Raw genomic sequence first — 20734 nt, forward strand, 5'->3', positions numbered from 1 at the left:
TGCCTTTTGCATGAGTGCCTCTTGCCTTGCCATAACGACGATTTTCAATGCTAACCTACTTAGACTTTTGCAAAATTATGAAAAACTTAGTAGTTCGTCAAATTTATTTTGACGGGTAATGATCGGAAAAAACTTCTGTTCTTCCCTTCCCCCTGCCTCTCTTCTCCCCCTGCTTGTCTTCTATTGGCTTCCACACCCGCCAGGGAATGAATTCCCTGTCTGATAGCTCAAGTCCGTTAAAACGGACTAGTAAAGCAGTGCGAAAGTCAAAAGTCAAAACGAAGACAGTATAGGCTTTTGGACGATTGAGAATAGTTGGTTTATTTATGCCGTTGTGTACTAGTGTTTAGTCATCGAAAGACAACTTTTGCTATTAGCAGTTTTACGTTAAGTTGACACCTATGAAGCTCTTGCTTTACCCCTACGTTTAGAATCAAACAATCAAGCCGTTTTGAGTATAAATCTCTACTAATTCTTGATTCCTAACTTTTGATTATTTGCAATTTACCATTTTTAACTAGTTTAAATTTTGTCCCTCGCCATTCAATAGTATTACCAAAAAATCCACAACACCAAATTATAAATCTCACTATATCCGCAACAGGAATCAGCCAAAAGAATTTTTTAGTAACTGCGTCATTGAGAAGTTTTACTCCTATTACCCAAGCCATAATTAATCGCATTAGCAAAGTGATGGAGAAAACCAAGTAAGAAAAAATAGAACCACTGCTAGTTATTAATAATAGTAAACTAGAAACTGTGCCGAAAGTAAATATTAAGCCGATATAACCCCAGGGACGAGAAACACGAATACAACGCGCCCAACGAATTTGGCGATTGATAGAATCTAATAAACTACTATGTCCTAATCCGTGTTCGACGATGTAGTTAGATAATACTACTTTGTCACCTGCTTGGGTTGGTAAATAGCCGAGTTGATAATCATCTGCTAAATAATCAGCTACGGCGGCAAAACCGCCAATTTTTGCTAATGTGGTTTTACGCATGACAATGGTTGAACCCAAAGCGAATTTTATTCCCTCTAATTGTTTGCTAACTAAAATACCCGGTTGAAAGTCTGTGGCTGTACAAATAGCTTCTAAAATCGTGGCTATTCCTTCGGCTGTAGAACGGTATAAACAGGTGACAACACCGACTTTTTGATCTTGTAGTGGTTGAATAACTGTTTGCAAATATTCTGAACTGACACGAATATCACTGTCAGAAATGAGGAAAATATCATGTTTGGCGGTGGTAACAGCATTAGCTAAGTTACTAATTTTCAAATTAGCACCGATAATATGATCTTTCACCACTAAACTAATATCTATTTCTGGAAATTGTTGAATTAGTTTCTCAACTACTTCTATACTAGGGTCTGTGGAACTGCGGACACTAAAAATAATTTGATATTGGGGATAATCTTGTTGACAAAATGAAGCTAGGTTGGCGTAAGTCCCCTTATCAACACCACACAGGGGTTTAAGGATAGTGACAGGGGGATGGAAATCGGGGTTTATGGGAGGAGAGTCCCGCAAAAAAGCGATTCCTACGGAGCGCTTCGCTATCGCTGTATAAACCCCATAGGTGTAAAATAAAACGGCTGATAAACAAAAAATTAACATCAGGAATAGGAAATCAGGGAGTAAAACAACTGACAACTGACAACTGACAATTGACATAATGAATCTAATTTACTTTCTTTTGCGTTCTTCTTGGACAATGGTAGCAATAGCCATTATTACAGGTTTTTTCAGTGGTGGTAGTAGCGCGGGATTAATTGCCCTCATTAGTAGTGCTGCGAGTAAAAGCAATGCTGCACCTCTGACAACTATAGCCTGGGGTTTCGTCGGTTTAGTCACCGTGGCCTTAATTACCGGCGTGATTTCCCAAATCATGTTAATTCGCTTATCTCAAAATGCCGTTTTGCAATTACGAATGCAGTTAAGTCGGCAAATCTTAGCCTCGGAATTAAGTCATTTAGAACAATTAGGAAATCCCCGCTTATTAGCAACTTTAACAGAAGATGTCCAAGCTGTAGCCAATGCTGTCTATGTCATTCCCTTTTTATGTATTGATATGTCCATGGCTTTGGGATGTTTACTATATATAACTTGGCTATCTTGGTTAGTATTTATCATGGTTGTGGTTTTAATGCTAGTAGCTATTGGTAGTTGTAAATGGTTATTAGATAGAGGAGAAAAATTATTAGCTTTAGCCCGTGAAGATCAAGATGCCTTATTTAATAACTTTAGCACTATTACAGCCGGAATCAAAGAACTTAAACTCCACTATCAACGCCGGCAATTTTTCCTGAATAATCGTTTAGAAGCCACAGCCAGTAGATTTAGAAATCATAATGTCCAAGGTTTAACCTTATTTGCCACAACTACCAGTTGGGGTAAATTAATATTTTTCTTTGCCATTGGTTTTGTCCTCTTTATTTTACCACATTTATTCGCCATTGATGCGGAAACATTATCAGGTTATATTCTCACATTTACTTATTTAATGTTACCTATGGATAATATTTCCAATAATTTGCCCTTAATTAGTAAAGCCAGCGTAGCATTACAAAAAATTGAATCTTTAGGTTTATCTTTAGCCAGTCGGGCAGAACTTGCCACTGCACCTCCTAATTCTCTCATAAATTGGCACAGTTTACAACTTCAAAATATTACGCATACTTATTACACAGACAAAGAAGATAATAGCTTTATTCTTGGTCCAATTAATCTTACCCTTTATCCTCAAGAACTAGTTTTTATTGTTGGTGGTAATGGTAGCGGTAAATCATCTTTAGCCAAATTAATTACAGGGTTATACATTCCTGAAAATGGCGAAATTATTTTAGATGAAAATTTGATTACAGAAAATAACCGTGAATGGTATCGTCAACATTTCTCTGTAGTATTTTCAGATTTTTATTTATTTGAAGAACTACTAGGATTAGAAAATAATAACTTAGATATTCAAGCCCAAAAATATTTAGAGAAATTGCAACTTGATCATAAAGTCAAAATCAAAAATGGACAACTTTCCACTACAGCCCTTTCTCAAGGACAAAGAAAACGCCTCGCATTACTAACAGCATATTTAGAAAATCGGCAAATTTATCTATTTGATGAATGGGCTGCTGATCAAGATCCCTTGTTCAAAGATATATTCTATACTCAATTACTGCCAGAATTGAAAGCCCAGGGAAAAACAATTTTAGTAATTAGTCATGATGATCATTATTTTCATTTAGCCGATAGAATTATTAAATTAAACTATGGTAAAATTGAATTTGATAAACTTCCATAAACTTAAAAAATCAAGACCTACGCAAAATATCTCTCAAACCCTCTTTCTCTGCGTCCTCTGCGCCTCTGCGGTTCGTTTTCCCTAATAAATTAAAATTGTGAGGAATTAATCATGACAGAAGCTAAAAACGTACTGGGTACAAAATTAGAAATTTGCTGCACTTCTCCCATGACTGGATTTTACCGTGACGGGTTTTGTACCACAGGTGGACAAGATACGGGAATGCACGTCGTTTGCGCTCAAGTCACAGAGGAATTTTTGCAATATACTAAATCCCAAGGCAATGATTTGAGTACACCTGCACCTTATTTTAGTTTTCCCGGTTTAAAACCCGGTGATTGTTGGTGTTTATGCGCTGCAAGGTGGCAAGAAGCCCTAGAAGATGGTGTAGCACCGACCGTGGTTTTAGAAGCCACTCATGCTAGGGCGTTAGAAGTTTGTAATTTAGCAGATTTGCAAAAACATCGGGTAATTCGTAATCAGGAAAATGGGTAATAATTATTAGCAAATATAGCAATAGTATATGAATTTTGAAAAAATCTGGGTAGCCAGTAGCCAGGGAATTTATTCCCTGTCTCAAAGCTGAAGTCGGTTAAAACCGACTGTTTTTAGAGTGCGTTTTAACGCACTTTAGCTATTAGCCCGGAAATTGATTTCCGGGCGGGTGTGGAAGCTGACAGATAAACCCAATAAACCGCCTGGGAATGAATTCCCAGTCTCATAGCTAAAGTCATCTAAAGATGACTAAAGAATAGAAAATTGTAAAATTGGGTAGGGGTTTAGCATTGCTAAACCCTTACAGCTATGATATCAAACTAATACCCTTATTTACCGCCCTTTACGATTTCACAGTTTTCTAAGAGTTTCTTTAATTCATTCTTGCTATTACTGGCAGATTTAAACCACACCACACTAGAAATTACACCAATACCGATGTTAAGACGGGTTTGTTCAATTTTGCCACTGTAAAATAAAATGATGCTTGCAAATGGTAAAATTGCTGATTTTATACTAAAAACTCAGATCAAGGTAGCTATGAATCAGAAAGTAGAAGAGAAAATTTCAGATTTAATCAAGTGGTCAAAACAGGCATTTTCTGATCCAATAGCTGAAGATGCAATGAATAATGCCAGGAAAGCAGGGGAGGCTTTGTGTAAAGCAATAATTCTTAATCATTATGGAGAAACTTTTGGTGAGGAAATTATCTTAGGAAAAAAGAAATATACAGGAACAGCAGAAACCAGAAAAAGTAAGGTAGATTTGAGTCAACTAATTACTATAGTTACTAAAGAAGAGGATTCACAATACATAACAATTGAACATCAAGGAAGCCGTCATAAAATTAAATCTAATCTTGAAGTAATCAGAACTCATAGTAATCTAGCTTCACATGATAGTAATGTTCCAGCAGATGAAATAAAAAGTTATGATTTAGCAGTTACAAAGCAAACTCTTAATAATTTAATTATTTGGTTTTTTAAAGATTATTTAAGTAGAGATATTCCTCCAGAATTAAAACCATTTATATCTTCATCCTTACCCATTATCCCCACAGAATTTAAAACTGTCATTGAGGATAAAACACAAATATTTTGCGGTCGTAAGTTTGTATTTGATGCTATTACTGCATTTATCCAAAATCACCAAAGCGGCTATTTTAGTATTCTTGGTGACGCGGGAATGGGTAAAAGTGCCATATCTGCAAAATATATAGTAGATAATCCCGGTACAATTTGCTTTTTTAATATTCGTACAGATGGTACAAACCGCCCTGATCAATTCCTTAAATCAATTTGTCAACAATTAGTAAATAGGTTTAACTTACAAAATGCAGAAAACGATAATTTATCTACTTTATTAACTAAAGTTAGTGAAAAATTAGCTGATTCTGTAAAATTAGTCATTGTTATTGATGCTTTAGATGAAGTTGATCAAGAAGATAATGGTAATTTGTTAAATTTACCGATGTATTTACCAGATAATATTTACCTGATACTTACCAGAAGACCTTACAATTCAGATGAGAAAAGATTAACACTTTCCCCAAATACTAAGTATGTAGAATTGGATTTAAGACAATATCAAGATAATAGTAAAGATGATATTAAAGCCTATATTTTAGAATTTATGGCTTTACCAAAATATCAAATAGGTTTAGACGACTGGATAGATAAACAAAATGGACTTAGTAAAGCGCAATTTGTTGATACTATTGCCGCTAAAAGTGAAAACAATTTCATGTATTTACGCCTTGTGTTAGAAGCTATTGCAGATGGATTTTATAAGGATGAAAAACTAGAAGAATTGCCTGAAGGTTTAGAGGGATATTATTATAGTCATTGGCGAATTATGGGAATGACTACTAGACCCTTACCCAAGGATAAAATTAAAATCATTTATGTGATGTGTGCTTTAAAAAGTCCTGTATCCCGTGAAATGATTGTCAAATATTCCCAGCAAGATAATCTCACAGTTCAGGAAGTTCTGAAAGATTGGACGCAATTTTTACAGGAACAAAAAACCTATCAACCGCCTCGTTATCGCTTTTATCATGAAAGTTTCCGCGATTTTTTACAACGTCAGGATATTGTGGAAGCTGCGGGGGTGAGTTTACCAGAAATTGGTGCGGAAGTTGCTAATAAGATGGATGAGGGATTAATACTATGAGTAACTTTCACAGTTTTTTTAATGAAAAGTCAGAGGAAGAAAAAGAACAGTTTTTACGTGAATATCTCCAATTACGATTCAATAATCAAGAATATGAGAAACTATGTAAATTATTGGCTAACTACTACTTTATTGAAGAGAAAATTAATCATCCTTTATTTGGAGTGCAATCACTAATTGAAGATTATGATTTATTAGATAATTCTGAAATCAGGAATAATTCAAATTATGCGGAAACTGTCAAAGCATTAAAATTAATTCAAAGGGCTTTATTTAGCTCAACACACATAATATTTAAATATCCAAAACAACTCAAGGGACAGTTATCAGCGCGACTAACATATTTTGATTTACCAGAAATTAAAAATTTATTAGCACAAATCGCCACAGATAAAAATACAGGTTTATATAGTTTAATAGGTAGCCTCACACCTCCTGGTGGTGGATTAATTCGCACTCTAGAAGGTCATAGTGAGTCGGTAAATGCGATCGCACTGACACCCGATGGTAAAACCGTCATTTCTGGTTCAGGTGACAACACTATCAAAATCTGGGATTTGGGAACAGGAAAAGAACAGTTCACCCTTACTGGTCATAGTGAGTCGGTAAATGCGATCGCACTGACACCCGATGGTAAAACCGTCATTTCTGGTTCAGGTGACAACACTATCAAAATCTGGGATTTGGGAACAGGAAAAGAACAGTTCACCCTTACTGGTCATAGTGAGTCGGTAAATGCGATCGCAGTCACACACGATGGTAAAACGGTGATTTCTGGTTCTGATGACAACACTATCAAAATCTGGGATTTGGGAACAGGAACAGAAAAGTTCACCCTTGAAGGTCATAGTGACTCGGTAGAAGCGATCGCAGTCACACCCGATGGACAAACGGTGATTTCTGGTTCTTGGGACAAGAGTATCAAAGTCTGGGATTTGGAAACAGGAACAGAAAAGTTCACTCTTGAAGTTCATAGTTGTTCCCCGGTAAGTGTGATCAGTACGATCACAGTCACCCCCGATGGCAAAACTTTTATTTCTGGTTCTTGGGACAGCACTATTAAAATCTGGGATTTGGGAACAGGAACAGAAAAATTCACCCTCAAAGGTCATAAGGTAGTAGAAGCGATCGCAGTCACACCCGATGGTAAAACGATGATTTCTGGTTCTTGGGACAACACTATTAAAATCTGGATTAAAATCTGGGATTTAGAAACAGGTACAGAAAAGTTGACCCTTGAAGGTTATGGTGATCGGGTAAAAGCAATCGCAGTCACACCCGATGGAAAAACTGTGATTTCTGGTTCAGGTTCTTGGGACAAGACTATTAAAATCTGGGATTTGGAAACAGGTACACAAAATTTTACCCTTCAAGGTCATAGTGATTGGGTAACAGCACTCGCACTCACACCCGATGGAAAAACTGTGATTTCTGCTTCGGGTGACAACACTATCAAAATTTGGGATTTGGTCACAGGAACAGAAAAGTTCACCCTCACAGGTCATAGTTCCTTAATAATTGGAATCGCACTCACACCCGATAGCAAAACCGTGATTTCTGGTTCATCTGACAACACTATCAAAATCTGGGATGTGGGAACAGGAACAGAAAAATTCACCCTTCAAGGTCATCGTTCCTATGTACGTGCGATCGCAGTCACACCCGATGGAAAAACCGTGATTTCTGGTTCATCTGACAACACTATCAAAATCTGGGATGTGGGAACAGGAACAGAAAAATTCACCCTTCAAGGTCATCGTTCCTATGTAAGTGCGATCGCAGTGACACCCGATGGAAAAACCGTAATTTCTGGTTCATTTGACAACACTATCAAAATCTGGGATGTGGGAACAGGATTTTTTAGTTTTCTGAAAAACTTTATTAAAAGAAGATTAAAGTTCACCTTTGAAGGTCATAGTAACTGGGTAAAAGCGATCGCAGTGACACCCGATGGAAAAACCGTGATTTCTTGTTCATACATGACTATCCAAATCTGGGATTTGGGAACAGGAACAAAAAAGTTCATCCTCAAAGGTCATAGTGACTTGGTAAATGCGATCGTAGTAACACCCGATGGAAAAACTGTGATTTCTGGTTCTGATGACAACACTATCAAAATCTGGAATTTAGCAACCAGAAAGGAAATAGCAACTTTCACCGGAGAACGTTCTATAACTCACTGTGTAGTTGCTCACGATGGGGTGACAATAGTTGCGAGAGAAGAATCAGGAAGGTTACATTTTCTGCGTTTGCAAGGAAAGGTGACAGATGAATAGTTTATCTTTCTCTGCTTCAGCAAAGAGTGAAAATTTTGTTGGTCGTGATTTTGTCTTCACTGCTATTAATAATTTTCTCCACCGTTACCTCAAGGGTTATTTCACCATTGTGGGTGTTCCCGGTAGCGGTAAAAGTGCCATTCTTGCCCAATTTGTGCGCCAAAATCCCCATACTATTTATTACAATGTCCAAATTGCCGGTAAAAATCGAGTTGAGGCATTTTTTCCAGAGGTTTGTACACAGTTAAATTTATTGTTAGAGAATTTATCTAGCACCCCTCCCCAACCCTCCCCGCAAAGGATGACGGAGACAGGATTTATCAATGCACATGAGGGAAGTTGGTTATTTTCTACTTTATTGCAACAAGTCAGCGAGAATTTACCAGATCAGAAAATAATTATTGTCATTGATGGTTTGGATGGAATTGATATAAATAGTCAAGCTGTAGGAACAAATTTATTTTATCTACCGCGATATTTACCGGATCAAATTTATTTTATTTTCGCTCGTCGTCCTTATAAAAAGTCCCATAGTGGGTTGTTAATTGAAGCACCTTCACAGGTTTTAGATTTAGCAGATTATCCAGTGGAAAATCGGGAGGATATTCAAGCATATATTCGGAAGAAACGAACCGCAGAGACGCAGAGTTCGCAGAGAAATATAATTGAATTAATTAATGAAAATGAAGATAATTTTATGTATGTGCAGCAGGTTTTAAAAGCTATGGCTGATGGTTTTTATTCTGTCAATAATTTTGAGCAAATTCCCCTAGATTTAGAAACCTATTATCAACAACATTGGCAAAAGATGCAAGGTGATGGTTTATCTGATGTTGCGATGGATATTTTGCGGGTTTTAACTGCTGAAGAAACTCAACCAATGTCAACGGTAGCTATTAGTCAAATTATCAAGGCTGATGTTTTTGATGTGGCGGAAATTATGGAAACTTGGTTAGAATTTCTGCAAGAAATACACACAAATAAGGAAACTAAATATCAATTGTATCATCACAGTTTCCGGTTATATCTTCATGATTACAGCACTTTGCGTAACATTTAAATACAATAATTAAAGGAATAATTTGCAAAATCAAGATGAAACCTGTCTCAGTCGCGCAAAGTGTTGTATTGTATATCATTTTAGTTTTCCCGGTTTAAAACCCGGTGATTGTTGGTGTTTATGCGCTGCAAGATGGCAAGAAGCTTTAGAAGATGGTGTTGCACCGACCGTAGTTTTAGAAGCTACTCATGCTAGGGCTTTAGAGGCTTGTAATTTAGCAGATTTGCAAAAACATCGGGTAATTCGTAATGAGGAAAATGGTTAATAATTATTAGTAAATATAGCATTTGTAGGGTGTGTTAGGCAAAGCCGTAAGGCACACTAAACTTGATTAATGGTGTTGTACTCATTTGTAGATTTAAAAATTATTAACCTAGAAAGAATACCCACATCAAATAATGTTAAAATTGCTGATGCCAGGGCTATTTCACAGTCCGTTCGCTCATTTTTAACCCGCAAGATTTAATTAAGCCCTACAGGGCTTGTAATCCAGGCAATTCAATTGATTCAGGCATTTTCATCTCATATAGAGCTTTTGCCATTTTATGATTGATGCTATCCCTGTGCCTTAAATAATCACCTCTGGAAGCCTTCTGTGATGGTCATAAATTTTACCTATAATTAACGAATTACTTGAAAATCACCTGTTTCCTTTTGCATTAAGGCTTTAATTCCTCTTGTCTCTTCAAAATCAGCGAACGGACAGATTTCATTCTAGATTTAAGCAACGAATTTAGGTATTTCCAGCCATCGTGAGATAGAATCCCACCAAGCCCAAAATGGCGCATTCTCGTAAATACACAAAATGTCAGATTTTAGAATGAAATAGCCCTGATCGCTTAGGTTATCTAACTTTCTTGCTTATCTCCTCTATTTTTCGGTATTCCCCACCCGCTCTCTACGCCCACTCAAGTGCATACCGCTATAAGGTATTGTTAAGTAAGTTGTCAGTTGACAACCTACTTTTTACAGACTAAGATTATAGGTGTCTAGAATAATGGCAAATAAACAACATCCTAATAAAGAAATACAAGCTGCATTGGATTATGCGGTTACGAAAGGCTGGTCTGTAGAAGTAGGAGGTTCTCACGCTTGGGGTAAAATTTATTGCCCTTACAATGATTCTGAATGCAGATGTGGACAATTTTGTATCAATAGTATTTGGAGTACACCCAGAAATCCTACTAATCACGCAAAACTAATTCGGAAAGTAGTTGATAAGTGTATTCGTTTAGAGGAAAAACAACCGACTACTTCTAATGAAGGATAATGCAAAATGCAAGAATATGAATTCACTCTAAAATTCAAACTTCCCAACCCTGTTACTGATCCTGATATGTACATTGAAGTCCTTTATGAATCAGGCTGTGATGATGCAATTATTGGTATTGGTATGAAAGGTTTTATTGGACTTGATTTTATTCGTGAGGCATCATCTGCGTGTGAGGCGATATCCAGTGCAATAAAAGATGTAAGAAAAGCCATTCCACAAGCAGAACTTATAGAAGCTTCACCTGATTTTGTTGGTATAACGGATGTTGCAAAACTTATAGGATGTTCGAGACAAAATATCCAAAAATTGATGGAAAAACCGTGATTTCTGGTTCACTTGACAAGACTATCAAAATCTGGAATTTAGCAATAGGAAGAAAAAAGTTAACTCTACTATCAAAATCTGGGATTTGGGAACAGGAACAGAAAAGTTCACCCTTAAAGGTCATAGTAACTCGGTAAATGCGATCACCATTACCCTCGATGGCAAAAGATGCAAGGTGATGGTTTATCTGATGTTGCGATGGATATATTGCGGGTTTTAACTGCTGAAGAAACTCAACCGATGTCAACGGTAGCTATTAGTCAAATTATCAAAGCTGATGTTTTTGATGTGGCGGAAATTATGGAAACTTGGTTAGAATTTCTGCAAGAAATACACACAAATAAGGAAACTAAATATCAATTATATCATCACAGTTTTCGGTTATATCTTCATGATTACAGCACTTTGCGTAACATTTAAATACAGGAATTAGAGTAATAATTTGAAAAATCAAGATGAAACCTGTCTTGTAAAGGGGGGAAACAATAAAAATCCAGTTCCCTCCCCTTTACAAGGGGAGGGTTAGGGTGGGGTAAAAAATATTTGATACATCAACTATAACTTTTCAAACACCCTCTTAATAATTATTAGCAAATCTTGAAATAATTTGCTAATTAAAATCCATCATCCCCCCAAATTCTTCCATCATTCTTTCCAGTAGTTCTTCCATCATATCTTCCTGTACAGAACGGAGACTTTCTGGACCTGCGAGAAATTCTTTAATAGTGATCTTTTTATCTTTAAAGTCTTGAACAAAATCACGAATTTCCGCAACTATCTTAGTTTGAGATTGGATAGTTTCCAGCATTAATTCAATACAATCAATCCCTTGTTTAGCTGCTTTTTTGTAATCCGCAACCATTGATCCTTCCGGGGTATTTTTTGCTAACCGAAGTTCTTGTTTCAATTTCTCATATTGATTTTTGAGAATTTGATTGTGTTGTTCTATATTTTTACATCTGCGACTTAAATCATCTTCGCTATTATTATCAATTGTTTCTCCGACTTCATATTTACGTTCAATTTCCAAAAGTCGCGCTAAATCTCCATCTTGGTAAGCTTTATTAATTTCTTTCATTATTTCCGTGTGAGTCATTTGGGTTTCATTATCTTTAACCTTATCAGGGTGAAAGATTTCCGCTAACCGCAAAAAGGTCTGTCGGATTTTTCTAGATTCATCTGTTCTCGCTACTGTGGGAGATTCTGAATCTTGTTCTGCTTCCCAAAATTGACGACGACGTTGATGATTTTCTTGAGAATCATTATCTTCAAATAGTTCATCTAATTCTTCATCATCATCATCTTCTTCTTCAATAGGTTTATAACTAATAATTCCTCCCATTTGTAAACTTCTGTACAATGATTGGATATTTTTCTGGGTTTGTTTACCCATTTTTTTCGTAGTTAAAATTTCTGCAAATAAAGCATTAATTTCTGCATCTAATTCGGCCATTGTTTGCATATTTGGACTAACTCGATGAAATACCTCTGTCGCTAAAGAACGCATTTTTTCGACAAAGTTATTTAATTCTGTCCGCTTTTTCTTAATTTGCTTTAATAGAGATTGGTGTTCTTTCTCTAAACCCTGTAACTGGAGATGTAAGTCAGAAAGCGCGAGAGGAGTGACTGTAGTTGAGGATACTGTTTTTGTTTTGCGTGCCATAATAGTAGATGCAAGTAAAATCAGGGTATTTATCTGTGTTTATCCGCGTTTATCTGCGTTTAATTATTCTCGAAGATTCTACACAAATTCAATAAAAGTTAGAATGGACAACAACAGACGCTGCTAAACAACATTATATTTTATATATTAATATTTATACAAAATTGTTAATTAAATTAACTGATTATAATTACTTAATTTAAAATCTTTCACAGTCAATAATTGACGCACTTCCTGACTCAATAAAGCCGCTAATTCTACTTCACCACCGTTATTTGTCTCAGTATTTACTAAAGCCGGATGAGAATAAATTTCTACCAATTCAGATTCTATTTGTGGTATCAAACCTAGTAAATATTTTTCACTCATGTCACCAGTTTGTAACAATCCATAAACTCTATCAGCAAATTTAATATTATTAGCTTTTAATAAACCCTCTCCATAACGGCGTAATTGTCCAAAAACAATAGACCAAACTATTTTAGTGAGTAAATTACGGTTATCAATTTTGAGGTTTTTGCTTAATTCTTCTGAAGGTAGACGAATAAATTTAATCTGAAATTCTGCGGCAAATTCTGTTAAAATATTCAAAATAACAGGATGTACATGAAGGTGTAAATGTCCATCAACATGAGCCAGATTTAAACCAGAATCCCGAAATTTTTCTAATTGAGCAGATATTTCTAATCGCAATTCTGCACGGGTAGCTTGATTGAATTGATAACTTAATCCTGCTTGGGTGGGATTACTGGAAAAGTTACCTTGAGAGTCTACTAAATGGGGAATTTGCGAAGGTGGTAAAACTGATTTACCACAAACTAAAACTAGATGTAACCCAACTGCTAACTGAGGATGATCTTTTGCCAGTGCGATCGCCTCTTGTGCAGCATCACCACTTACCATTAAACTAGTGCTAGTTAAAACGCCTTCCTCATGGGCTTGAATAATCGCTGCATTCACACCCTGGGAAAACCCGAAATCATCAGCATTAATAATTAAATAAGACATTGGTATATAGATAATTAGGATTAAAAATGTCAGAATCAGGATAACCAGGATTAAAGGATTAACAGGATTAATTAAAAAATTCTCAGAAGATAATTAAATCAAATCCTCAACATCCTAAAATCTTGTAAATCCTGATTCTGACGATTTACCTAGCTAAAGCTTGAGTCCGACGGTCATTCAAATAACCAAAGAACTCTTTACCTTCTCGCAAACGACGCACTAACATTTGTCTATCAGCCAGCATTTCCCGCACAATCGGAATAATTGCTTTCGGACGGAAGTAAAACTTGCGATACATTTGTTCAACCGAATCTTCAATTTCCGCACTCGAAAGACTGGGATATTGCAAAGTTGAAGTTTGAATACCGGAAGTTGCAACTAAAGACTCATTCGCAAACCAACCTTTTTCTCTGGCTTGTTCATACAACTCTGTACCAGGATAAGGTGCAGCAATAGAAACTTGAATTGTATGGGGACTTAATTCACAAGCAAAGCGAATTGTTTCTTCTACAGTTTCCTTAGTTTCTATTGGCAACCCGATAATAAAAGTCCCATGGACAGTAATACCAAGTTTGTGGCAATTCTTCATGAATTCTCGCGCCACTTCTAGCTTAATACCTTTTTTGATATTATTGAGAACTTCTTGATTGCCAGATTCAAAACCTACTAATAACAATCTTAAACCATTATCTCGTAAAGTTTTGAGAGTATCATAATCTAAGTTTGCACGGGCATTGCAACTCCAAGTTAAATTGAGTCGCTTCATATGTTTGCTAATTGCGATCGCTCGATGTTTATCAATGGTAAAAGTATCATCATCAAACATATACTCCCGCACCTTATCTCCAAAGAGAACCTTAGCCTCTTCCATTTCTCTGCCTACGGCATCGGGGCTTTTATGACGGTATAAATGTCCACCAATAGTTTGTGGCCACAAGCAAAAAGTACATTTTGCTGGACAACCCCGCCCAGTATAAAAAGAAATGTAAGGATGTTGCAAATAGCCAATAAAATACTTGCTAATATCCAAATCACGAGCATAAACAGGCAACACACTGGGCATAGCATCCCAATCATGAATCAAAGGACGTTCCTCAGTTTGGTGGATATTTCCCAACTTATCCCGGTAACTCAAACCCTTGATTTCATCCCAAGGTTTTCCTTCTGCTAATTCCTTACAGGTATAATCAAACTCATTGCGACAAACAAAATCAATTACTGGATTTTCTCGCAAAGTTGCCTCTGGTAAAACCGCAACGTGCGCCCCCACAAAGCCAATTTGTACATTGGGGTTTTGAGCTTTGATTGTTTCTGCACACTTAACATCATTAGCCAACGATGGTGTACTGGTGTGCATAATTACCAATTCATAATCCTTGGCAATTTTCAACACATCATCCACAGTTTGCCCATGAGGAGGTGCATCAACTAACCTACTGCCAGGAACTAAAGCCGCTGGTTGTGCTAACCAAGTGGGATACCAAAAAGAAGTAATTTCTCGTTTTGCTTGGTATCGCGCCCCCGCACCACCATCAAAACCATCAAAAGAAGGTGGACTCAAAAATAAAGTAGTTTTCATGAATATTTTTCTTGTCAGTTGTTAGTTGTTAAGTAGGTTGGCGTTGAAAATTGTTGTTATGGCAAGGCAAAAGGCAAGAGGCAAGAGGCAAGAGTGAAGAGGGTTTAGGCGATTTTACATTTCTTTACACAGTTTGGTTTTATTGTGTTCACCTACTTAGTTGTTAGTTGTTAGTTGTCAACTTAAGCCAACCAGGGAATGAATTCCCTGTCTAAAAGCTAAACTCGGTTAAAACCGACTACTTTGACATAAATAGAATAGTTTTTGATTTTGAGTTAACCAGAGTGCGTTTTAACGCACTTTAGCTTTTAGACCGGAACTTAAGTTCCGGGCGGATTTGTTCCCCATACCCTATTTCCTAACTAGCTTTAGCGTTCACACCCATGAGGTTTTCAATCAGGGAAACAACATCACTACGGCTGAGTTTTTCCTTACCACTAGCCAAAGCATCTAGAGTACCATGAGCCAAAGCCAAAGGAATTTGGCAAAATTGCAAAGCCGGTCCATTGGGCAGAGAGTTCGTATAGGCATCTGCTAAGATAAGATTGCGACGGGCATATTCTTGGAGATTGTCATTATCCCAACCTGCTGGGTAAAAATTGACCCCACGAGTGAGGTCTTCACCATTGTTACGCAGAATATTGACCGCTTGCAAACCCCTACCAAATCCTATGGCTTGAGTGCGGTTGCTTTGAGTTCCATCATACCAGTTCCATAAATCTGAGAGTAACAAGCCCACAGCACCAGCCACCCCAAAGGTATAACGGTCTAGATCCGCTTCTGTTTCTATTTTCCAATTTTTATCTGCCCAATAAGCCATTCTATCAGCCATTGCCGCTGTTGCATCCCAAATTCGCGGAGCAATACTTTCAGGTGCTAATATTGACCATTCTCTAATCCGTAAACTAACTTCTTGTAAAGAATTTTCGTAACCTTTAAACCCTACAGAGAAAGCATCCAGCGAAAAACCATCTACTCCAGCTTGCAATGTGAGGCTAATATTCTGCAACAGGCGTTTTTTAGTCTCGTTATCCAAGTTTGGATCATCTTCAATTTGGTCAATGGCACGCATACACAAGTATGCTGATGCCACTGCTTCTTGTAATCCTGATGGTAAAATACTAATTGGGATATAAAAAGTTCTACTAGTGTCTTTAAGGATTTGCAACGCATCTCCACGTAAATCCATTTTGTTCACTCCTGTCTTGATTTTCACACCACACCTAATTTCCGACTTTTCGATAATACTAGATTTAGTCTTTATTAAACCTTAAAAACCATAAACACTCTAGTATTCAATCTAGAAACACATAGTTAATCGTGTCATATTTAACACAATTTTCGAGCTTATCAGAAAAATGCCCAAAACCCTTAAAGGTGCGCCCCACTCAAGAGGACACACCTGTGCTACTTCTACGCCGTGCAGGCTATCAAATAAGGGACGTAGCCTAAAGCCAGGATTTATTTTGCACTGAGATTCTGTGTATATTGTATAATGAATGGTTATCGAAAACAAACAAAGTTTATTAACAAGATTAAATCAGTGCTAGTTCTAGAATACAAGGTTGGGCAATGCGTTGACTCATAAATCACGGTATAAATTCCGTACAAGAAACCAGAATTCAGCCATGCTGTTAAAGCACGGTTGGGATGAATGCTGGTCAGTCCAGGGGACAAGAAAAAACGTTTAACTTTTTTCCTTTAATCCTTGTTCTTGATCATTGTCAAATAATTCTAATAAACCAAATATCCCTACAAAAAATGTATAAGCTGCATATTTGATTGATGCTTGATTGCGAGCAGGTGCATAATAAGCAGCAATTAAGGCTTCGAGAAAATGAGCCAACAGCACAATATGAGTGATAATTAAAGCTGGAGTTAAGATTCTCGGTAGTTGACTGTTAGTGATTGATGTTTGGATATTCCATAATTCTAAGCCTACTGCACTGGTTGTGAGTGTAATGGATATAATTTTGAAGATGGGGAATAGTTTTTGTTTAATATCTTTTAAGTTCATGTTGTTTGATTTTTTTTTAGCCAAGAGTATTTTACATTTTATTGCATTAAATTATTCATTAATTCATCTATTCTTAAAAGTCCCTCAGTAATTTGTTGAACCCTATTTAATTCAGTTGCAGGATCTAGCATTTGACTAGTCATGTACGATGTAGCTGAAGAATGTGCAACAAGACCTCGTTTTTCTCCAAATGTATTCATGGTATTAAGCCAAGCAGTATTAGTATTTAAGTCATTACTATTTATTCCTATGGGTAATAGTAATGCTAAAATATTTTTTTCTTTTACTCCATGATTATTATCAATAACCTTCTTAAAGCTCTTGATAGCTGAATTTATTTTTTCAGTTATTTTCAATCGCTTGTCGTGATTATCTTGACTTACATTGTTGGGTTTGTTAAGTGTATCTGGTGGTTTATCCATAGTTAAATCAGAGAAACCAAGTAAACATATCAGAGTGCGAGAGGTTTTACCTGTACTATCCCAAGCTCCTTTAGCATCTAAAGCTATTTTCCAAGCTCTTTCTTCAAGATAATACTCAATTTCAGCATGAGCAAGAACTCTGTATGCAGCAGTTCTAGATAACTGACTCTCGGAATATGAACCTGTCGGGCTAATTTCAGGAATAAATTCGTCTTTTAGCCTGTTTAGCTGCGTTCTTAAAGTAATAAATTTATCAGATTCTGGCATATCTTATTAAGAACCTACCTCAAACCATTGAAAATAATCCGATTCCCATCTAGTTCAGGTAAATTAAAGTTTACTTCTAAAACTTTTTGTAGACTTTCACCCCACAACCTCAGACGATTGTAAATTTCAGGAATATTTTGTGTTCTGCGTTCAACAGCTTCTCTAAAATCACTGTTTGATGAACATAATTCCTGAAAAGCAACTTTAACTTTTTCTTGATGATCTTCAGCAGATTTCCTGATTATTTCATCTGAAAAGTAAAAAACCATCACATCTAAAATTGCTCGATTGAATTGGCTTTGATATTTATTATTTCTGCTCGACCATAAACGAGAGAAGTTTTTCTCTTCAAATATATTAATAGTTGTTTGTACTGCTTCTTCAAATTGATTAACTACATTTGTAATATCATTACATCTCTGATTATTAAGCCTTTCACAAGTCATGTCAAGAAATTCCTTAAGATTTCCCCGATAATCAGATAAAAAATAATGAAATCCTATATAACGTAATAGTAATTCAACATCACGCATCCGAGAATCAGGATTTGATGATTTAAATATCTTTCTCAGAGCCTTACTTTCAACTGATTGATCATCTAACCAATTGATAAAATCACCTGGATGTAATGCTTGTCTTAGCTCTTGAGGAGATAATGGAGTGCCTCCTATATTCAGCCGCAGAAAAATTTTATATAGTAAGTTTTCGTTAGGCCAATTCCTAATTAATACTGTACGAATAGTTTGGTTATCGAGAGCATTAAGTTCAGAACTCAAAAAGACATCATTTTTAAAATCTTCATATTTTTTGCCTATTAAATCACGTCTAAATTCTAGATTTCTTAAAGCAAAGGCATTGTTATTATTCGATATATTTTCATCACTTCCACCATAAAATTGCAGAATAGTTAACAATCGTTGTTTACCATCAAGAACAATAAATTTACCTTTTTCCTGACGATTAGCAGCTAATACTATTTGTGGAACTGGAAATCCAAGTACAAGTGATTCGATAAACCTACTTTTACGAGTGATATCCCAAGCGTCTCGTCTTTGAAATCTTGGATTTAGCTCTATATTACCCCGATCAAGTTGATTAAAGATTGTCTCTGTTGTCCAGTCACTACCAGAAACAACAATTTCTGGAATTTGCTTTAATTCAGGAATTAATCCACTCAGCGGCTCAAATTCAATTTCTTGATCTTCCTCTTCTTCAAATAAGATTACTTCTTCGTTAGGCATAGTTTTAGTCTGCATAAAGATTTGAATTTAAATATAATATATCATATTATTTCTTTAGATTCTAGATTTTATCAATTTTTACTTTAAGCTTTCAACGCTTCTTTCTCCAAAAATGCCAAATCAAAACCAAACCCCCCTCATAGATGCCTTAAAAGCCTGTACAAGCCGTTCTCATGCACCTTTTTACACCCCAGGACATAAACGCGGTGCGGGAATTTCGCCAATCTTAACCGATTTAATTGGTAAAGATATCTTTCGGGCTGACTTAACGGAATTAGCAGAGTTAGATAATTTATTCAAACCAGAAAGCGTAATTCTTGCAGCACAAGAACTAGCAGCGGAGGCTTTTGGGGCAGAGAAAACATGGTTTTTAGTTAATGGTTCTACCTGCGGAATTGAAGCCGCAATTCTTGCTAGTTGTAGAATGGGAGAAAAAATAATTCTGCCTAGAAATGTCCATTCTTCTGTTATTTCTGGATTGATTCTTTCGGGGGCAATTCCTATTTTTATAAATCCTGAATACGATGAAGATTTAGATATTGCATACAGCATTACACCAGAATCATTAAAAGCAGCATTAGCAAAACATCCAGATACAAAAGCAGTGCTGATAGTTTATCCTACTTATCATGGTGTTTGTGGAGATTTGCCAGCATTTATACACCTTACTCATCAATATAATATTCCTCTGATTGTAGACGAAGCACACGGCGCACATTTTCATTTTCACCCAGAATTACCCACGTCAGCTTTAAGCGCAGGTGCAGATTTAACTGTTCAATCAATTCATAAAACATTGGGAGCAATGACACAGGCATCAATGTTACATATTCAAGGTAAAAGAATTGATATTGATAGGGTTAATAAAGCCTTACAATTAGTGCAATCTACAAGTCCTAGTTTTATCCTTTTAGCTTCTCTCGATGCTGCACGTCAGCAAATGGCAATACATGGAAAAAAGCTCATGTCTCAAACTTTGGAATTAGGGAAAGCAGCCAGAACTCAAATTAATCAAATTCCTGGTTTATCTACTCCCCTTTCTCAAAAAGAAAAATCACCGGGATTTATAGATTTAGATAAAACTAGATTAACAGTTAATGTTAGTAAATTAGGATTTACTGGCTTTGCAGCCGAAGAAATTTTAGATGAGAAATTTAATGTAACTCCAGAATTTTCATCTTGGCAAAATATCACATTTATTATTAGCTTAGGAAATACAGAAACAGATATTCAAAATTTAATTAGATCTCTAAGTAATCTTACTCATGTTAATCCATTAAAAATTCAAAATTTATTGTGTAAACCCAAAAAAGATAACACAAGTAATATTATAGCTATTTCTCCCCGTGAGGCTTTTTTTGCTAATAGTGAAATCTTGCCTTTCGAGAAAGCTCAAAATCGGATTTGCGCGGAAATTATTTGCCCTTATCCTCCAGGAATTCCTGTATTAATGCCTGGAGAACTCATTACAGAATCAGCTTTAGAACATTTGCAAGAAATTCAAAAAATGGGTGGTTTTATCACTGGTTGTGCAGATGAAAGTTTGCAAACTTTAAAAGTTGTGAAAACATAAATCATTGAGTATAACTATCATAATCATAAGAATATTCTAGTGTTGAAATTATTCTAGC

Annotated in this window: 17 protein-coding genes and 1 pseudogene; 10 read left to right on the forward strand and 8 right to left on the reverse strand. The window is 36.1% G+C overall.

All coding sequences use genetic code 11. From position 1 onward, the window contains the following. Positions 1-482: 482 nt before the first annotated feature. Positions 483-1682, reverse strand: coding sequence for a bacteriohopanetetrol glucosamine biosynthesis glycosyltransferase HpnI (gene hpnI / locus AN486_RS12265; RefSeq protein ID WP_290600853.1), 1200 nt, complete (start codon positions 1680-1682; stop codon positions 483-485). Between the two features lies 1 nt (position 1683). Between hpnI and AN486_RS12270 the strand changes: the two genes are divergently transcribed. From AN486_RS12270 to AN486_RS12310, 9 genes and pseudogenes are all read left to right on the forward strand, one after another. Continuing rightward, positions 1684-3306, forward strand: coding sequence for a cyclic peptide export ABC transporter (locus tag AN486_RS12270; protein ID WP_290600855.1), 1623 nt, complete (start codon positions 1684-1686; stop codon positions 3304-3306). Between the two features lie 111 nt (positions 3307-3417). After that, positions 3418-3801, forward strand: a complete 384-nt coding sequence (locus AN486_RS12275; RefSeq protein ID WP_053539427.1) for a DUF2237 domain-containing protein — start codon at positions 3418-3420, stop codon at positions 3799-3801. A 480-nt stretch (positions 3802-4281) separates the two neighbouring features. Further along, entirely contained in the window at positions 4282-5973 is a 1692-nt protein-coding gene (locus AN486_RS12280; protein ID WP_199924248.1) for a hypothetical protein, read from the forward strand. Continuing rightward, complete coding sequence (locus AN486_RS12285; protein ID WP_290600858.1) at positions 5970-8249, forward strand: WD40 repeat domain-containing protein; 2280 nt, start codon at positions 5970-5972, stop codon at positions 8247-8249. The genes AN486_RS12280 and AN486_RS12285 overlap by 4 nt, the downstream gene beginning before the upstream one ends. Continuing rightward, complete coding sequence (locus tag AN486_RS12290; protein ID WP_053539425.1) at positions 8242-9309, forward strand: ATP-binding protein; 1068 nt, start codon at positions 8242-8244, stop codon at positions 9307-9309. Before AN486_RS12285 ends, AN486_RS12290 begins: the two co-directional genes overlap by 8 nt. 79 nt (positions 9310-9388) lie before the next feature. Further along, positions 9389-9574 (forward strand): annotated as a pseudogene (locus AN486_RS12295) (DUF2237 family protein); the annotation flags it as partial. Positions 9575-10306: 732 nt separating this feature from the next. Then, positions 10307-10579, forward strand: coding sequence for a hypothetical protein (locus AN486_RS12300; protein ID WP_053539424.1), 273 nt, complete (start codon positions 10307-10309; stop codon positions 10577-10579). 6 nt (positions 10580-10585) lie between these two features. Further along, positions 10586-10906, forward strand: a complete 321-nt coding sequence (locus AN486_RS12305) for a hypothetical protein (protein WP_290600861.1) — start codon at positions 10586-10588, stop codon at positions 10904-10906. 168 nt (positions 10907-11074) lie between these two features. Beyond that, positions 11075-11326: a hypothetical protein gene (locus tag AN486_RS12310; RefSeq protein WP_053539422.1), complete on the forward strand. Its 252-nt coding sequence runs from the start codon at positions 11075-11077 to the stop codon at positions 11324-11326. 190 nt (positions 11327-11516) lie between these two features. Here AN486_RS12310 and AN486_RS12315 read toward each other — a convergent pair whose 3' ends face one another. From AN486_RS12315 to AN486_RS12345, 7 genes are all read right to left on the reverse strand, one after another. Next, positions 11517-12569, reverse strand: coding sequence for a J domain-containing protein (locus AN486_RS12315; protein ID WP_053539421.1), 1053 nt, complete (start codon positions 12567-12569; stop codon positions 11517-11519). Positions 12570-12740: 171 nt separating this feature from the next. Continuing rightward, a complete protein-coding gene (gene hpnK / locus AN486_RS12320; RefSeq protein ID WP_053539420.1) occupies positions 12741-13577 on the reverse strand; it encodes a hopanoid biosynthesis-associated protein HpnK in 837 nt (278 codons plus the stop codon). A gap of 145 nt (positions 13578-13722) precedes the next feature. Further along, positions 13723-15156, reverse strand: coding sequence for a hopanoid biosynthesis associated radical SAM protein HpnJ (hpnJ, locus tag AN486_RS12325; RefSeq protein WP_168636941.1), 1434 nt, complete (start codon positions 15154-15156; stop codon positions 13723-13725). Between the two features lie 358 nt (positions 15157-15514). Continuing rightward, positions 15515-16345, reverse strand: coding sequence for a squalene/phytoene synthase family protein (locus AN486_RS12330; protein WP_168636940.1), 831 nt, complete (start codon positions 16343-16345; stop codon positions 15515-15517). Positions 16346-16843: 498 nt separating this feature from the next. After that, positions 16844-17173 (reverse strand): hypothetical protein, encoded by a 330-nt coding sequence (locus tag AN486_RS12335; RefSeq protein WP_168636939.1) that lies wholly within the window; start codon positions 17171-17173, stop codon positions 16844-16846. 38 nt (positions 17174-17211) lie between these two features. Continuing rightward, on the reverse strand, positions 17212-17862 hold the full coding sequence (locus tag AN486_RS12340) for a HEPN domain-containing protein (protein WP_039201260.1): 651 nt from the start codon (positions 17860-17862) through the stop codon (positions 17212-17214). Between the two features lie 14 nt (positions 17863-17876). Further along, positions 17877-19118 (reverse strand): DUF262 domain-containing protein, encoded by a 1242-nt coding sequence (locus tag AN486_RS12345; RefSeq protein ID WP_039201261.1) that lies wholly within the window; start codon positions 19116-19118, stop codon positions 17877-17879. 97 nt (positions 19119-19215) lie between these two features. On the opposite strand from AN486_RS12345, the gene AN486_RS12350 reads away from it, so the two are divergent. Next, on the forward strand, positions 19216-20676 hold the full coding sequence (locus AN486_RS12350) for an aminotransferase class I/II-fold pyridoxal phosphate-dependent enzyme (protein ID WP_168636938.1): 1461 nt from the start codon (positions 19216-19218) through the stop codon (positions 20674-20676). Positions 20677-20734 lie beyond the last annotated feature (58 nt).

The sequence above is a fragment of the Anabaena sp. AL93 genome (genome assembly GCF_001672085.1).
In the GTDB taxonomy this organism is placed as follows: Bacteria; Cyanobacteriota; Cyanobacteriia; order Cyanobacteriales; family Nostocaceae; genus Dolichospermum; species Dolichospermum heterosporum.